This is a genomic window from Nocardiopsis yanglingensis (assembly GCF_045809185.1).
Taxonomy (GTDB): domain Bacteria; phylum Pseudomonadota; class Gammaproteobacteria; order Xanthomonadales; family Xanthomonadaceae; genus Stenotrophomonas; species Stenotrophomonas yanglingensis.
In genome coordinates this window covers 47,948-64,250 of the sequence record NZ_JBJNRH010000013.1, presented here as the reverse complement: position 1 = coordinate 64,250, position 16,303 = coordinate 47,948, and the positions used below count along the sequence as shown (strand labels likewise).

Below are 16,303 nucleotides of genomic sequence, written 5' to 3'. Positions count from 1 at the left end.
GCCGCCGGGTGGGGGCCACCGTGCTTCCTGGGCCGTCCTGGCCGCGCCCCCGCCCCCCCCCCCCCGCCCGGCCAACCCCCAGAAATCTGCTTTTCGCGGAAAGCCCCAGCCATGAGGGGCTCCGCCGATGGCCGCCGACCGCGCGCAGCGCCGCCCTCCGCCCGAATCCCCGAACCATGCGCTTGCTCACGGATTGACCACGCGATTGATGACAACGTTGTCCCTACCTGGTGCCGGACTCTCTCCCCGGCCTCCCAGGTACCTCCGTCCGCCCCCTCCGTCGCCTTCCCGGGCGACGCCCGGACCTGCGTCACGCGCGGCGCCATCGGGGCCCGCGCGCCCTTTGATCGGAGACTTACCCATGTACGACCCGATTGTGCGCAGTGCCGAACGTGCGACCCGAAGCTGTCGTCCCCGCCGCCTGGCCTGGCTGCTCGCCCTGGCTGCCGGCACCGCCGCCCTGCCCGGCCTGGCGCAGGCCGCCAGCTGTGCCGGCGTGGCCCAGTGGGACCAGGCCAAGATCTACCGGGCCGGCGATACCCTGCAGAAAGGAGGCGTCCTCTATCGGGCGAACCAGGACATCTGGAACGCGCCGCCGGACCATCCGGCCGGTGCGCCCTACTACACCAACCTTGGTGCCTGTGATGGCAGCGGCGCCAACCAGCCGCCGGTGGTCAGCCTGACCTCACCGGCCAACGGCGCCACCTTCAGTGCCGGCAGCACGGTCAACGTGACCGCCAACGCCAGTGACCCGGACGGCAGCGTCGCCAAGGTCGAGTTCTTCCGCGATGGCAGCACGCTCGGCGTGGCCACCAGTGCGCCGTACGCGGCCAGCTGGGCCAATGCCAGCGCCGGCAGCCACACCCTGCGCGCGGTGGCCACCGACAACAACAACGCCACCACCAGCACCCCGACCATCACCATCACCGTCAACGCCGCCGGTGGCGATACCACCGCGCCGAGCGTGCCCGGTGGACTGGCGGTGGGCACGCGGACCGCCAACAGCATCGCGCTCAGCTGGAGCCCGTCCACCGACAACACCGGTGGCAGCGGCCTGGCCGGCTACGACGTGTACCGCAATGGCAGCCTGGTCGGTTCGCCGTCCAGTGCGAGCTATGTGGATGGCGGGCTGACCGCGTCGACCACCTATCGCTACCGCGTACGTGCCCGCGACAACGCCGGCAATGCGTCGGCACAGGGCACCGAGATCAGCGCCACCACGCTGGCCGGCGACGGCGGCGGCACCGGCAAGCGGGTCATCGGTTACTTCACCCAGTGGGGCATCTACGGCCGCAACTACCGGGTCAAGAACATCGACAGCAGCGGCTCGGCCGCGCGCCTGACCCACATCAACTACGCCTTCGGCAACGTGCGCAACAACCGCTGCGAAGTGGGCATCACCCAGCCGTCGGATCCGAACAGCGGTGCCGGTGGCGATGCCTTCGCCGATTACACCAAGGCCTTCAGTGCCGCCGAGAGCGTCAGCGGCAGCGCCGATACCTGGGACCAGCCGCTGCGCGGCAACTGGAACCAGCTCAAGCAGCTCAAGGCCAAGTACCCGGGTATGAAGGTGCTTATCTCGCTGGGTGGCTGGACCTGGTCGCGTGGGTTCTCCAGCGCAGCGCGCCCGGAAAACCGCCAGGCCTTCGTCGCCTCGTGCATCGACGCCTACATCAAGGGCAACCTGCCGGTGACCGACGGTGCCGGTGGCGCCGGTGCAGCACTGGGCGTGTTCGACGGCATCGACATCGACTGGGAGTACCCGGTGGCCTGCGGCATCGAATGCGGCAAGCCGGAGGACAACGCCAACTTCACCGCGCTGATGGCCGAGTTCCGCCGCCAGCTCGATGCAGTGCGTCCGGGCCTGTTGCTGACGGTGGCGGTGGGTGCAGGCATCGACAAGATCCGCGTCACCGATCCGGCCGCGTACCACCCGTACCTGGACTACATCAACGTGATGACCTACGACTTCCACGGCGCGTGGGATGCGAAGACCAATCACCAGTCGGCGCTGTTCGATTCGCCGAATGATCCGTCCACCGGCGACCAGAAGCTCTACAACAGCAACGACGCCATCGAGGCCTTCATCAGCCGTGGCGTGCCCGCCGCCAAACTCAACCTGGGCATCGGCTACTACGGGCGTGGCTGGACCGGTGTGGCCAACGCCAACAACGGCCTGTACCAGACCGCGACCGGCGCCGCACCAGGTACCTACGAGGCCGGCATCGAAGACTGGAAGGTGCTGAAGAACCTGGCGTGGCCGGGCTACACCGACAGCACCGCCGGTGCCACCTGGATCTACAACGGCAGCACGCTGTGGAGCTTCGATACCCCGGCCAACATCACCCGCAAGATGGGTTACGTGAAGACCCAGGGACTGGGCGGCGCGTTCGTCTGGGAGTTCAGTGGTGACGATGCACAGGGCACGCTGACCAAGGCGGTCAGTGATGGCCTGAAGTAAGGAAAAAGCCGGGGATGCAATACGCATCCCCGGCTTCGCTCGCATGATGCATCCGCCGGGCCATGCCCGGTGGTGTTCTGATCAGCGCTTGGCCGACAGCTTTTCCAGCGCCGCGCGCAGCTGCGCCGGCGGCAGGTAACCGCCCAGCTGGGTGCCATCCGGCGCGAAGATCGCCGGCGTGCCGTTCACACCCAGCTGCTGGCCCAGGGCGTACTGCATCGCCACCGGGTTGGTGCAGTTCTTGGCCGGCACGCTGCCACCACGCTTGGCATTGGTCAGCGCCTGGCGACGATCCGCCGCACACCAGACCGAGATCATGTCGGTGTAGTCCTTGCTGCCCAGGCCCATGCGCGGGAATGCCAGGTACTCGACGCTGATGCCGTTGCGGTTGAGCTCGGCGATGTCCTGGTGCAGCTTGCGGCAGTAACCACACTCGATGTCGGTGAACACGCTGATGGTGTACTTCGCGTTCGGCGCGGCGAACACGATGCGGTCGCCGTGGTTGGCCTTGGCCAGCAGGTCGCGGCGGTAGCCGAGCAGGCCTTCGCTGTTGGCCGGGCCCTTGGCGCGGGTGTCGTAGGGCTGCGACTGGAACAGGTAGCGGCCATCATCGGACACGTACAGCAGCTGGCCGGAAACGACGACCTCACGGAAGCCGGGGAACGGCGCGGCACCGATGTAGTCCACCTGGAAGCCGGGATTCAGCGCGGTCAGCGCGGCGCGCACGGCCTGGTCGGCCGAAGCGTTGGCGGCCGGGCCGGCCTTGGCCGCAGCAGCGGCAGGTGCCTTGGCGGCCGGCGGGGCCGGCTGGGCGCAGGCAGTCAGGCTGAGCGCACCGAACACGGCGGCGATGGCAAATCGGAGCATGGAGCGGTCCGCGGCAGAAGAAGACCCCGGATTCTGACACAGCCACCGCGACCGGTTCGCGACGCCGCGCACGGCGCTAGGCAGGGTTCAGGCCCTCGCTCAGCCGCGTGGATGATGGCGGGCGTGCAGCTTCTGCAGGTGTTCGCGCGCAACCAGGGTGTAGATCTGGGTGGTCGACAGCGAGCTGTGGCCGAGCAGCATCTGCAGCGCGCGCAGGTCGGCGCCGCGGTTGAGCAGATGGGTGGCGAAGCTGTGGCGCAGGCCATGCGGGCTGATCCGCACCGGGTCGATGCCGGCCACCTGCGCGTGGCGTTTGACCAGGTGCCAGAACGCCTGCCGGGTCAGCGCATGCAGCGTCGGCTCGATGAACAACGGCGTCTGCCCATCGGCCAGCGCGTGCACCTTGCCCTTGCCGACCAGCAGTGGGCGCGACTGCTGCAGGTAACGCTCCAGCCAATGCTGCGATTCCTCGCCCAGCGGCACCAGCCGTTCCTTGCTGCCCTTGCCGGTGACCCGCAATACGCCCTGGCGCAGGTTGACTGCCGTGGCCGGCAGCAACACCAGTTCGCTCACGCGCAGGCCGGCGGCATACATCAGTTCCAGCATGGCGCGATCGCGCAGGCCCAGCGGGCTGTCGATGTCAGGCGCCGCCAGCAGTGCGTCGATCTGGCTTTCGGCCAGCGCCTTGGGCAACAGCCGCGGCAGCTTCGGCGGGTCCAGCAGTGCACTGGGGTCCTCGCTGCGTTCGCCACGGCGCACGCCATCGGCGAAGAACGCGCGCAGCGCCGATAGCAGGCGCGCATTGCTGCGCGGCGACCAGCCATGCCGGGTGCGCCAGGCCAGATAGTCGAACAACCCCGGGCGCTCGATGCCGGCCAGGCCACCGTCGCGCCCATCCATCCAGCGCGCAAGCCCTTCCAGGTCGCGCCGGTAGCTGTCGAGGGTGGCGCGGGCCAGGCCGTTCTCGGCCCAGATCGCATCGAGGAAGCGCTGGATGCGCGCACTGTCGTCGGCGCGCAGCTCGGGCAGTTGCTGGACCAACTGGCGGCGTTCGGCGGGGGTTGAAACAAGGGCCATGGGTGCAGGATACGAGGGCCACTGCGGGCACGGCCAGCTTTGCGTATGCTCGGCGCATGTCCCGCCCTGCCACCGACACGGCCCCTGCGGCCGCCAGCGAACTGCCCCGCCCGCGCGCACTGCTGCTGTGGCGCGTGCTGGCAATGGTCTACGACGCATTGCCGGTGCTGGCGCTGTGGATGCTGGCCGGCACACTGTTCACCCTCGCCTACACCCTCAGCGGCCACGCGCAACGCGAGAACATCGCGCCGTTCAGTGCCTGGCAGTGGCTGCTGTGGACGGTGTGCTGGGCGATCACGGGGTGGTACGCGACGGCAAGCTGGCGCCGTGGCGGACAGACGCTGGGCATGCGGCCGTGGCGGCTGAAACTGCAATCGAGCGATGGCGCGCCGCTGCAGCGCAGCCAGCTGTGGCTGCGTTTCGCCGTGGGCACGCTGTCCCTGCTGCTGGGTGGACTGGGATTCTGGTGGGCCTGGGTCGACCGCGACCGCCTGACCTGGCATGACCGCGCCAGCGGCACCCGCGTGGTGCGCATGCCGAAGCGGTGAATTGCCACCCTTCAAATCCGATGCTGCACGGCGCTCATGTAGAGCCGAGCCCATGCTCGGCTGGCCTGCGGTGCGTGAAAAGCAGCCGAGCATAGGCTATGCCGACCGTCCTGGCCGGCACCCTTCAGGCCGTCGCCAGCGACGTTGGCAGCGGCTCCTGCCGCTACCTTCGGCTCTACAGAAATCCGCGCGTTGGCCGTCCTGCCCGGCGCTACCGGAATCAGCCCGACTTGCGCCGGAACAGCAATCCGGACACCGCCAGCATCACGATCGGCGGCAACGCATAGGCGATGCGGTAATCGAACTTCAACGCGCCAGCCATGCGCCCGAAGAACAGCTGCAGCAGCCAGAAGCCCAGCGCGAACAGGATGCCCAGGAACAGGCGCTTGCCCATGCCGCCGCTGCGCAGCGAACCGAACGCGAACGGCACCGCCGCCAGGCACAGCGCCAGCACGTTGACCGGGTAGAACCAGCGGCTCCAGTACACATCCTCGAAATCGCGCGCATCCAGCCCGTTGCGCTGGCGGTAGGCAATGCTGGTGCTCAGTTCGGCCACGCTGAGGTTTCGCGGCTTGGCGATGCCGGTGGCCAGCGCCGCCGCATCCAGCTTCGAATTCCACGGCTCGCGCGCCACTTCCTGGCGGGTCGCCGAGCGCTCGCCGAAGGTGTCGCGGCGGACCCCGGTCAGCACCCAGCCGTCCTTGTCGTGCTCGGCGGTGTCGGCATGGGTCAGCGAGGCAATCTTGCCGTCGTCGGCAATGCGGTACAGGCGCACGTCACGCAGGATCAGGCGCGTGCCCTTGTCACCCACCAGCTGCTCCTCGCCGCTCTGCGCGTTGAGGAAGGTATCGCCCTCGCGTGCCCACAGGCCCGAGTAGCGGGTGGTGGCAATATCCCGCCCCCACTTGGCACTGGACTTCAGCGCGTCGGCGCGGTCCTGGCCCCACGGGCCCAGCGTCTCGGCGCTGAGCACCATCACCGCGGTCAGCAGCGACAGCGCGATCGCCACCGACACGCTCAGGCGCTTGCGCGACAGGCCCAGCGCGCGCAGCGCGGTCAGTTCAGAGGTCGCGGCCAGCTGGCCCAGGCCCATCAGCGCGCCAATTACCGCAGCAGTGGGGAACATCGTGTAGGCGCGGCGCGGCACCGTGTACAGCACCCACGCGGCGGCATGGCCCAGGGTGTAGCCGTTCTTGCCGATGTCCTTGAACTCGCCGGAGAAGGCCATCACTACGTCCAGGCCGACCAGCACCGCCCAGGTCAGCAGCACCGTGGTGAACACCGACTGGCCCAGGTACAGGTCGAAACGCATCGGGCGCAGCCTCATGCGCGGGCTCCCTTCGGGCGGCCCAGGCGGCCATCACGTGCATACATCCAGATCGCCAGCGCCAGCAGCGGCAGGGTCAGCCACCACAGGCCAAGCGCAGGGGGAATCTTGCCGTTGGCGATCCAGCCACTGCCGATGAACATCAGGTTGGTGCCCACCATGTAGGCCATCAGTGCCAGCATCATGCGGCCGTAGCGCTGCTGGCGCGGCGAGCTGCGGCCCAGCGGCACGGTCAGCAGGGCGAACGCCAGGGCGATCAGCGGCGGCGCCAGGCGGCGGTGCAGCTGCGCCTGCGCCTGCGGACGCTCATCGCCGATCAGCTGCAGGGTCGGCATCAGTTCCGGGTCATCCTCGGTGCGGGTCTGCGCGCCATCGGGCAGGGCCACGTCATTGCGGGCGAAGGTCGCCAGCCGGTAATCCAGCGCGCCGGCCACCGGCCCTTCCACCTGGTGCCCGTCATCCAGCTCCAGGAAGCGCTGGCGGGTGCCCTCGAAGAACATGCGGCCACCATTGGCGGACACCACTTCCAGGCGGTCATCCTTCTGGCGCTGCAGGAACACCTTGCCCAGCTGGGTGCCATCGGGCGAGATCGAGGACAGGTAAACCACGCCGCCATTGGGCAGCGGGGTGAAGCGTCCCGGCTCCAGGCCGGCCATCAGCACGCTGCGGTTGGCCTCGATGATCATCTGCTCGGCCACCCGGCCGGCCCACGGGCCCAGCCACAGCGAGCAGGCGCCGACCAGCAGCACCACCGGCACCACCAGCATCAGCAGCGGCCGAAGCAGGCGCCTGGGGCCCACACCAATGGCGGTGATGACCGCCATTTCCGAGTCGCGGTACAGCCGGGCCACCGCCAGCAGCAGGCCCAGCATCAGTGCCAGCGGCAGGATCAGCGGCAGGTAGGCGATGAACTGCAGGCCCAGCTGGGAGAACAGCAGCTTGGCCGGCAGGCGCCCGTCGGCGATGTTGCCGAGGATATCCACCAGCACGCCGCCTACGCTGACCACCAGCAGGACGATCAGGGTAGCCAGGAAACTCTGGACGAAATCGCCCAGCAGGTATCGGTCGAGCTTCAACATGGGGCGGTGGTTTAAACTCTGGGGTTCGTTCGCGGTGCCGCCCAGTCTACTGTCTGGGCGTAAACGGCCTGCGATTGTACGGACTCGCCAATGGAATCTGCTCAATGGCCCTCGAATTCACCCTGAACCACGTTGCTCCGGCCGCCGCCACCGTCGATTGCCTGGTGGTTGGCGCGTATGCCGACCATACCCTGACCCCGGCCGCACAGGCCCTGGACGCCGCCAGTGGTGGCCGCCTGGCCGCCCTCGCCCAGCGCGGCGACCTGTCCGGCAAGACCGGCGCGACCACCCTGCTGCACGACCTGCCGGGCGTGACCGCCCCGCGCGTGCTGGTAGTCGGCCTCGGCGAAGTCGCCCGTTTCGGCGTGCCGCAGTACCTGAAGGCCGTCGGCGACGCCGTGCGTGCGCTGAAGGCCGGTGCTGCCCGCAGCGCACTGTTCACCCTGTCCGAAGTGACGGTGAAGGACCGCGACGCAGCCTGGGCGATCCGCCAGGCGGTGATCGCCGCCGATCACGCCGCGTACCGCTACACCGCCACCCTTGGCAAGAAGAAGGCCGACGACGCCGGCCTGGCCCAGCTGGCCATCGCCAGTGACGACGCCCAGGCCCTGGCCCAGGGCCAGGCCATCGCCGCCGGTGTCGAGTTCGCCCGCGAACTGGGCAACCTGCCGCCGAACTACTGCACCCCGGCCTACCTGGCCGAGGTGGGCGTGAAGTTCGCCGGCGAGCACGACGGTGCCGAAGCCGAGATCCTCGACGAACACCAGATGGAAGCGCTGGGCATGGGCTCGCTGCTGGCCGTGGCCCGCGGTTCGGCCAACCGCCCGCGCCTGGTCGTGCTGAAGTGGACCGGTGCTGGCGACGCCAAGCCGTACGTGCTGGTCGGCAAGGGCATCACCTTCGATACCGGTGGCGTCAACCTGAAGACCCAGGGCGGCATCGAAGAGATGAAGTACGACATGTGCGGTGGCGCCAACGTCATCGGCACCTTCGTCGCTGCGGTCAAGGCCAAGCTGCCGCTGAACCTGGTGGTGGTGGTGCCGGCGGTGGAAAACGCCATCGACGGCAACGCCTACCGCCCGTCCGACGTGATCACCTCGATGTCGGGCAAGACCATCGAAGTGGGCAACACCGACGCCGAAGGCCGCCTGATCCTGTGCGACGCGCTGACCTACGCGCAGCGCTTCGAGCCGGCCGCGCTGGTCGACGTTGCCACCCTGACCGGTGCCTGCATGGTCGCCCTCGGCCACCAGACCGCCGGCCTGATGAGCAAGCACGACGACCTGGCCAACGAGTTGCTGGCCGCCGGCGAACACGTGTTCGACCGAGCCTGGCGCCTGCCGCTGTGGGACGAGTACCAGCCGATGCTGGATTCGAGCTTCGCCGACGTCTACAACATCGGCGGCCGCTGGGCCGGCGCGATCACCGCTGGCTGCTTCCTGTCGCGCTTCGCCGAAGGCCAGCGCTGGGCGCACCTGGACATCGCCGGCGTAGCCAGCGATGAAGGCAAGCGTGGCATGGCCACCGGACGCCCGGTCGGCCTGCTGAGCCAGTGGCTGCTGGACCAGGTCGCCCGCGCCTGATGCCGTACCTGCCCCTGGCCGGCGCCTGCCGGCCGGGGCATCCTCCGGCCTGCCCCCGCCCGGCATGCCGGGCCCCTGCCCGACCCGGACCCTGCCATGCCCCGCGCTGATTTCTACCTGATCGCCAAGCCCCGCTTCCTGACCGAGCCTCTGCGCCTGGTCTGCGAGCTGGCGCGCAAGGCCAACGACGCCGGGCTGTTCACCCTGGTACTGGCCCGCGACCAGGCCCAGGCCGAAGAACTGGACGAACTTCTCTGGTCGTTCGACGACGATGCCTACATTCCGCACCAGATCGTGGGTGAGGATGTCGACGAGGAAGAAGCGCTGGTGCTGATCGCCCCACCGGGCGGTGACGCGCCCGTACGGCCGCTGGTGATCAACCTGCGCGACGAACCCTGGCTCGGCCAGTGCGAACGCGTGCTGGAAGTGGTCCCGGCCGACCCGGAAGCACGCGAACCGCTGCGCGAACGCTGGCGCCAGTACAAGACCGCCGGTTACGACCTGAACAAGCACGACATGTAAGTCCAGCGAGGACCCCTTGATGCGCCTGTTGATCGCCCTGATTCTTCCCTGGCTGTCCTTTTTCACCATCGGCCGACCGCTGGCCGGCATCGTCTGCCTGATCCTGCAGATCACCCTGATCGGCTGGCTGCCCGCCGCCATCTGGGCCGCCTACGCGGTCAGCCAGTACCACACCGACCAGAAGATCCGGCGCGCCCTCGGGCCGCGCTGATCTCCCTTCCGCCTTGATTACCGGTTCCCCCGCATGACCCAACTCGCCTCCAGTTACGACCCGAAGTCCTTCGAGACCGACCTCTACGAGGCCTGGGAGAAGGCCGGCCACTTCAAGCCGTCCGGCACGGGCGAGCCGTACACCATCCTGCTGCCGCCGCCGAACGTGACCGGCACCCTGCACATGGGCCACGCCTTCCAGCAGACCCTGATGGACGCGCTGGTGCGCTACCACCGCATGCGCGGCTACGACACCCTGTGGCAGGTCGGCACCGACCACGCCGGCATCGCCACCGAAATGGTGGTCAGCCGCAACCTGGCGCTGGAAGGCAAGGGCGAGACCCGCGATTCGCTGGGCCGCGAAGGCTTCATCGGCAAGGTCTGGGAGTGGAAGCAGCAGTCTGGTGACACCATCGAGCGCCAGATGCGCCGCCTCGGCACCTCCGCCGACTGGTCACGCAGCACTTTCACCATGGATCCGCAGCCATCGGCGGCGGTCAACGAAGCCTTCGTGCGCTGGTACGAACAGGGCCTGATCTACCGCGGCCAGCGCCTGGTCAACTGGGACCCGGTGCTGAAGACGGCCATTTCCGACCTGGAAGTGGAAAGCGCCGAGGAAGACGGCTTCCTGTGGTCGATCGCCTACACGCTGGATGAGGGCCTGAGCTACGAGCACGTCGAGCGCGATGCCGACGGCGTGGAAACCCTGCGCGAAACCCGCGACTACCTGGTCGTCGCTACCACCCGCCCGGAAACCCTGCTGGGCGATACCGCAGTGATGGTGCACCCGGAAGACGCGCGCTATGCGCACCTGATCGGCAAGAGCGTGGTGCTGCCGCTGACCGGCCGCCGCGTGCCGGTGATCGCCGATGATTACGTGGACCGCGCCTTCGGCACCGGCGTGGTTAAGGTCACCCCGGCCCACGATTTCAACGACTACGAAGTGGGCGTGCGCCACAGCCTGCCGATGATCAACCTGTTCACCCCGGTGGCAGCGCTGAACGAGAACGCGCCGGAGCGCTTCCAGGGCCTGGACCGCTATGCAGCGCGCAAGGCCGTGCTGGCCGAGCTGGAAGACCTGGGCATCCTGGTCGAGACCAAGGCGCACAAGCTGCAGGTGCCGCGTGGCGACCGTACCGGCCAGGTGATCGAGCCGTACCTGACCGACCAGTGGTTCGTGAAGATGGACGACCTAGCCAAGCGTGGCCTGGAGCTGGTCGAAGACGGCAGCATTTCCTTCGTGCCGCCGAACTGGATCAACACCTACCGCCACTGGATGAACAACATCCAGGACTGGTGCATCAGCCGTCAGCTGTGGTGGGGCCACCGCATTCCGGCGTGGTTCGACGAAGCCACCGGCAGCTGCTACGTCGGTCGCAGCGAAGAGGAAGTGCGGGCAAAGCACAACCTGGGCAGCGACGTGGTGCTGAACCAGGAAAGCGACGTGCTGGAGACCTGGTTCTCCTCGCAGCTGTGGCCGTTCTCCACCCTGGGCTGGCCGAACGAGCAGGCCATGGCCGAGCGTGGCTTCGACCGCTACCTGCCGTCGTCGGTGTTGATCACCGGCTTCGACATCATCTTCTTCTGGGTGGCGCGCATGATCATGGCCACCGACAACCTGGTCGGGAAGATCCCGTTCAAGGACGTCTACTTCACCGGCCTGATCCGCGACGGCCAGGGCCAGAAGATGTCCAAGAGCAAGGGCAACGTGCTCGACCCGCTGGACATCATCGACGGCATCACCATCGACGACCTGGTGGCCAAGCGCACCGGCGGCCTGATGCAGCCGAAGATGGTCGAGAAGATCGAGAAGGCCACCCGCAAGGAATTCCCGGACGGCATTGCTGCCCACGGTGCCGATGCGCTGCGCTTCACCATCGCCGCGCTGGCCACCCACGGCCGCGACATCAAGTTCGACATGAACCGCGCCGAGGGCTACAAGAACTTCTGCAACAAGCTGTGGAATGCCAGCCGTTTCGCGCTGATGAACACCGAAGGCGCGGCGTTCACTGGCGTGCCGACGCCGCGCACCGATGCCGAGCGCTGGATCCTGGCGCGACTGGCCGCTACCACCGCCGAAGCACAGGGCCATTTCGCCGCCTACCGCTTCGACCTGCTGGCGCAGTGCCTGTACGAGTTCGCCTGGAACGCGTTCTGCGACTGGTTCCTGGAACTGAGCAAGCCGGCACTGAACGGCGGCGACGCGGCTGATGCCGAGAGCACCCGCCACACCCTGCTGTACGTGCTGGAAGCACTGCTGCGCCTGCTGCACCCGCTCACGCCGTTCATCACCGAACAGCTGTGGCAGCAGCTGGCCCCGCGCCTGGGCCTGGCCGAAACCACGCTGTCGCTGCGCCCGTACCCGACCGCCGCCGAGTTCGAAGGCGATTTCGCCCAGGCCGAGGCCGACGTGGAATGGTTGAAGGCGGTGATCAGTGCGGTGCGTCGCGTGCGCAGCGAACTGAACGTGGCCCCGTCCAAGCAGGTGCCGCTGCGCCTGCAGGCCGGCCTGGAACAGGACCGCGTGCGCATCGAACGTTTCAGCGCATCGCTGTCGTTCCTGCTCAAGCTGGACAGCATCCAGTGGCTGGCCGAAGGCGAAAGCGCGCCGCCGGCTGCCGCCGCGATCGTGGGCGAGCTGAAGCTGCTGGTGCCGCTGGAAGGCTTGGTCGATCTCGATGCCGAGCGCGTGCGCCTGGACAAGGAAATCGCCCGCGTCGAAGCCGAAAAGGAAAAGAGCGAGACCAAGCTGGCCAAGTTCACCGACAAGGTGCCGCCGGCCGTGGTCGAGCAGGAACGCGTGCGACTGGCCGACTGGAACACCCAGCTGGCCGGCCTGCGCGAGCAGCGCGCGAAGCTGTAAGCGCCGCGCTCTGGTGCGTGCCAACCAAGGTTGGCACCTACCACGGCGGGAGAGGTTGGCACCCACCGAAGCGGAATCGGAAACGCCGGGCGATGCCCGGCGTTTCCATTTGCCCCGCATGGCATCATCACCGGATGCCGCTTTCCATTTTCCTGCTCGTCCTCGCTGCCGCGGCACTGCACGCCAGCTGGAACGCGATCGTCAAACGCGGGCCGGACAAGTTCCTCGGCACCGTGCTGGTCACCGGCAGCGCCGCGCTGCTGTCGGCGGCTGCCCTGCCCTTCCTGCCGTTCCCGGCCGCGCACAGCTGGCCGTGGCTGGGCGCGTCGGTGCTGCTGCAGGTGACCTACTACGGCCTGGTCGCACGCTGTTACCAGCAGGTCGACATGAGCCTGGCCTACCCGCTGATGCGCGGCAGCGCGCCGATCCTGGTTGCGCTGGCGGGCACACTGCTGGGCGAGCAGCTGCCACCGGCGGCGTGGCTGGGCGTGGTGCTGGTCAGCACCGGCATCCTGTGCATGGCACTGGGTGCGCGTGGCGGCCAGCTGCGGCTGCCACTGCTGACTGCGGCGATGATCGCCACCTACACCCTGGTCGATGCGCAGGGCGCGCGCCAGTCCGGCAGCGCGCTCAGTTACACGCTGTGGCTGTTCCTGCTGTCGGGCATTCCGCTGCCGCTGTGGGCGTTGTACACCCGGCGTGGTGCGGTGCTGGACTATGCGCGGCAGCATTGGCCACTGGGCCTCGCCGGTGGTGTCGGCACCACGGCGTCCTATGCGATGGCCTTGTGGGCGATGACCCAGGCGCCCGTAGCGATGGTCTCGGCGCTGCGCGAATCGTCGATCCTGTTCGCGCTGCTGATCTCGGTATTCCTGTTGCGCGAACGCATACCACGCGCGCGCTGGCTGGCAGCGGCGTTGATTGTCGGTGGCGTGCTTGCCCTGCGGATGGCGTGAGAAAAGCGTGCCAACCAAGGTTGGCACCTACCGGACAAGCCATTGCACGCCTTGGTAGTAGCCGACCTTGGTCGGCGCATTCCTGCCACCCCAGGTTGCCGGCTACCGGTAGTGCCGGCCGCTGGCCGGCAACCCTTCCCGGTTACAGCGGCGGCATCGCCTGCAGGTCGCCGTCGACCAGTTCGATCGCCATCACCACCGCGTCCTCGCGCCCCTGTGCGGCCGGGTAGTAGCGCGGTCGGCGGCCGATCTCGTTGAAGCCTTCGCTGTGGTACAGCGCCAGCGCCGGCGTGTTGGACGGACGCACTTCCAGGAACACACGCTGCGCGCCGCGGTCACCGGCCAGCTGTACCAGCGCGCGCAGCAGCTGACGTCCGAGCCCACGCGACTGCGTCAGCGGGTCGATGCAGATGTTCAGCACATGGGCTTCGTCGGCCGCGATGCTGAGTACGCCATAGCCGATCAACTGGCCATCGCGCTCCATGGCCAGGCCCGGATAGCCCGCACGCAGGCAGTCGACGAAGATGCCGCGGGTCCACGGGAACGGATAGCCACGTACTTCAATCGCCATCACCGCGTTGAGGTCACTCTCACGCAGCGCGCGCAGGCTGACCGGACCGGGCAGGCTGACCGCACTCATGGCGTGCCCCGCTTGCGCAGGGCACGCAGCTGCGGCCACAGCGCGCGCTTGGCGGCCGGGTCCTGACGCAGCTGGTCCAGCGGCCAGCTGTCCATCAGGGACTGCGTGGCCGGATCATTGGGATTGCAGCCGGATGCACGCAGCAGGGCAATCTGCAGGCGATCCGGCAGGCGCACCACCGGCTGCCGGGCATTGCCGCCCAGCAGTGGACGGCTGGCCGCCGGCGCGGTATCCGGTGCGCTGACCGGCGTCTCGCGACGCGGTGGCGCCGGGCGTTCCTGGCGGGATGCCGGAGCGGATTCGGCGCGGGGTTCCCGCGATGGAGGTGCAACGCCTGCCCGCGTCGGTTCCGCTGGCGGCGCGGCAGCCGCCTCGGCTTCGGCCACGCTCAGCTGCAGTGCGGCATCCAGCTCGGCGGCCAGCTGGCCGTCGTGATAGACGGTGTAGCCCATGGCCTGCAGCCAGGCCTGCTGGGCCGGAGACCACAGCACGGGCAGGTCCTGGCTCACGCGGCCTCGGGCTTCTTGCGCAGGCGCTGCACGGCCCACATCACCGGGCCGGACAAGGCGTACAGGATGCCCACCGCGAACAGCACGCGCGGCAGGTCGATGACCGCGATGGCGATCGCCACCGGCACCAGTGCCAGCACCAGGAACGGCACGCGGTCGGAACGGGTACCCTTGGCGGCACCGCCCTTGAAGCTCCAGAAGCGGATGCGGCTGACCATCAGCAGCGCCGCAACGATCGTCACCGCCAGCGCCACATAGCGCAACTGGTTGCCGTCCCAGCCCAGGTTGCCATCGGCAAACGCCCAGACGAAGGACATCATCAAGCCGGCTGCAGCCGGGCTGGCCAGGCCGACGAACCAGCGTTTGTCGACCACCGCCACCTGGGTGTTGAAGCGGGCCAGGCGCAGCGCGGCACACGCGGCATACAGGAAAGCGACGGCCCAGCCGACACGGCCGAGCAGCGGGTCATCGAACTTCAGCCACGACAGCGACCAGTGGTACATCACCAGCGCCGGGGCCATGCCGAAGCTGACCAGGTCGGCCAGCGAGTCGTACTGCACGCCGAATTCGCTACTGGTACCGGTCAGGCGCGCCACGCGCCCGTCCAGGCCATCCATCACCGCCGCCACGAACACGGCGATGCTGGCGTTGACGAAATCCCCGTTGGCTGCGGCGATGATCGCGTAGAAGCCGGCAAACAGGCCGGCGGTAGTGAACAGGTTGGGCAGCAGATAAATCGTGCGCGAACGCGGCGGCGGTGTGATCGGGTCCATGGAATCCAGTTTAATCGACTTGCCAGTGCTCGGCGCCAATGCTGCAATCGGCGTTCTACGCCCATTCCGTGGAGTTTGCCATGCGTGCCCTGTCCTGCCTTGGATGCCTGCTGCTGTTGGCCAGTGCCAACGCCGTGGCTGGCCCGGTCTATAAATGGAAGGACGCCAATGGCGTGACCCAGTACTCGGAGACCCCGCCGGCGGGCAAGAAGTATGAAACCCGCGAGCAGGCCCGCACCCCGCAGGCTGCGGCCAGCACAGAGACCCCGGCCACGCCGGTCCCCGAGCAGTGCAGCACGGCCCGCGCCAACCTGGCCCTGCTGGACGGTGGTGGCCAGGTGATGCAGGACACCGATGGCGATGGCAAGCCCGATAGCCCATTGACCCAGGAGCAGCGCAGCGCGCAGAAGGGGTTGGCCGAGGCGGCCATCAAGGCCTACTGCCCAGCGGAGTGAGGGTATCGGCAGGGCTTGCAGCCCTGCACCCGCAGAGGCAACAGCAAGGGCAACGTCAAATGCCAGAGCGGCTTCCTGGGGGATGGCAGGGCACTGTGGGTTTGCGGGGCCGCCGTAAACCCGTCCATGGGGGCTTGGCCGCGGCATCCATGCCGCGGACACCCCGCAAACCCACAGTGCCCTGCCTTCGACAGTTGGCCGGGGGCCAGTAGATCCACGCCATGCGTGAATGAATCTCCATGGAAATCGGATATTTCGAGAATTGATCGAACAGCAGCCGAGCATGGCTCGGCTCTACAGAAATGCAGGCAGCTCGCAGGAAACTGTCGAAGGCGGGGTGGGGGCGGGGGGGGGGGGGGGGGGGGGCGGGGGGGCGCCCCCCCCCCCCCCCCGGGGGGGGGGGGCGGGGCCCCCCCCCCCCCCCCCCCCCCCC

General features: G+C 68.3%; 15 protein-coding genes. 8 read left to right on the top strand and 7 right to left on the bottom strand.

Translation table 11 applies throughout. The features are described from left to right. Positions 1-361 precede the first annotated feature (361 nt). On the top strand, positions 362-2,461 hold the full coding sequence (locus ACJ7C5_RS16345; protein WP_412704487.1) for a glycosyl hydrolase family 18 protein: 2,100 nt from the start codon (positions 362-364) through the stop codon (positions 2,459-2,461). A gap of 81 nt (positions 2,462-2,542) precedes the next feature. Here the strand turns inward: ACJ7C5_RS16345 and ACJ7C5_RS16340 are convergent, their stop codons facing one another. Together ACJ7C5_RS16340 and xerD are read right to left on the bottom strand one after the other, a co-directional pair. Beyond that, the gene (locus ACJ7C5_RS16340) at positions 2,543-3,328 is read right to left on the bottom strand and encodes a DsbC family protein (RefSeq protein WP_049447586.1); all 786 of its coding nucleotides are present in this window, start codon (positions 3,326-3,328) and stop codon (positions 2,543-2,545) included. A 99-nt stretch (positions 3,329-3,427) separates the two neighbouring features. Next, positions 3,428-4,405, bottom strand: a complete 978-nt coding sequence (gene xerD / locus ACJ7C5_RS16335) for a site-specific tyrosine recombinase XerD (RefSeq protein ID WP_485873431.1) — start codon at positions 4,403-4,405, stop codon at positions 3,428-3,430. Positions 4,406-4,461: 56 nt separating this feature from the next. Here xerD and ACJ7C5_RS16330 point away from each other — a divergent pair, with 56 nt between their 5' ends. Beyond that, positions 4,462-4,953, top strand: coding sequence for an RDD family protein (locus ACJ7C5_RS16330; protein WP_412704486.1), 492 nt, complete (start codon positions 4,462-4,464; stop codon positions 4,951-4,953). 220 nt (positions 4,954-5,173) lie between these two features. Here the strand turns inward: ACJ7C5_RS16330 and lptG are convergent, their stop codons facing one another. Both lptG and lptF read right to left on the bottom strand, forming a co-directional pair. Next, a complete protein-coding gene (lptG, locus tag ACJ7C5_RS16325; RefSeq protein ID WP_412704485.1) occupies positions 5,174-6,280 on the bottom strand; it encodes an LPS export ABC transporter permease LptG in 1,107 nt (368 codons plus the stop codon). Continuing rightward, positions 6,277-7,359: an LPS export ABC transporter permease LptF gene (gene lptF / locus ACJ7C5_RS16320; RefSeq protein WP_094000475.1), complete on the bottom strand. Its 1,083-nt coding sequence runs from the start codon at positions 7,357-7,359 to the stop codon at positions 6,277-6,279. Before lptF ends, lptG begins: the two co-directional genes overlap by 4 nt. A gap of 104 nt (positions 7,360-7,463) precedes the next feature. On the opposite strand from lptF, the gene ACJ7C5_RS16315 reads away from it, so the two are divergent. From ACJ7C5_RS16315 to ACJ7C5_RS16295, 5 genes are all read left to right on the top strand, one after another. Then, positions 7,464-8,942: a leucyl aminopeptidase gene (locus tag ACJ7C5_RS16315; protein ID WP_412704484.1), complete on the top strand. Its 1,479-nt coding sequence runs from the start codon at positions 7,464-7,466 to the stop codon at positions 8,940-8,942. A gap of 96 nt (positions 8,943-9,038) precedes the next feature. Next, on the top strand, positions 9,039-9,464 hold the full coding sequence (locus ACJ7C5_RS16310) for a DNA polymerase III subunit chi (protein ID WP_088024108.1): 426 nt from the start codon (positions 9,039-9,041) through the stop codon (positions 9,462-9,464). Positions 9,465-9,483: 19 nt separating this feature from the next. Next, entirely contained in the window at positions 9,484-9,675 is a 192-nt protein-coding gene (locus ACJ7C5_RS16305) for a YqaE/Pmp3 family membrane protein (RefSeq protein WP_094000477.1), read from the top strand. Positions 9,676-9,708: 33 nt separating this feature from the next. After that, positions 9,709-12,537 (top strand): valine--tRNA ligase, encoded by a 2,829-nt coding sequence (locus ACJ7C5_RS16300; protein ID WP_412704483.1) that lies wholly within the window; start codon positions 9,709-9,711, stop codon positions 12,535-12,537. Positions 12,538-12,671: 134 nt separating this feature from the next. Next, positions 12,672-13,493: an EamA family transporter gene (locus tag ACJ7C5_RS16295; RefSeq protein WP_094000479.1), complete on the top strand. Its 822-nt coding sequence runs from the start codon at positions 12,672-12,674 to the stop codon at positions 13,491-13,493. A gap of 142 nt (positions 13,494-13,635) precedes the next feature. On the opposite strand, the gene rimI is transcribed toward ACJ7C5_RS16295, so the two are convergent. The 3 genes from rimI to pssA are packed head-to-tail and all read right to left on the bottom strand — an operon-like array spanning position 13,636 to position 15,415. Next, positions 13,636-14,133, bottom strand: coding sequence for a ribosomal protein S18-alanine N-acetyltransferase (gene rimI, locus ACJ7C5_RS16290; protein ID WP_088024100.1), 498 nt, complete (start codon positions 14,131-14,133; stop codon positions 13,636-13,638). Next, complete coding sequence (locus tag ACJ7C5_RS16285) at positions 14,130-14,642, bottom strand: hypothetical protein (protein ID WP_412704482.1); 513 nt, start codon at positions 14,640-14,642, stop codon at positions 14,130-14,132. Before ACJ7C5_RS16285 ends, rimI begins: the two co-directional genes overlap by 4 nt. Beyond that, a complete protein-coding gene (gene pssA, locus ACJ7C5_RS16280; RefSeq protein ID WP_088024094.1) occupies positions 14,639-15,415 on the bottom strand; it encodes a CDP-diacylglycerol--serine O-phosphatidyltransferase in 777 nt (258 codons plus the stop codon). The genes ACJ7C5_RS16285 and pssA overlap by 4 nt, the downstream gene beginning before the upstream one ends. An 80-nt stretch (positions 15,416-15,495) precedes the next feature. On the opposite strand from pssA, the gene ACJ7C5_RS16275 reads away from it, so the two are divergent. After that, positions 15,496-15,870 (top strand): DUF4124 domain-containing protein, encoded by a 375-nt coding sequence (locus ACJ7C5_RS16275; RefSeq protein ID WP_412704481.1) that lies wholly within the window; start codon positions 15,496-15,498, stop codon positions 15,868-15,870. Positions 15,871-16,303 lie beyond the last annotated feature (433 nt).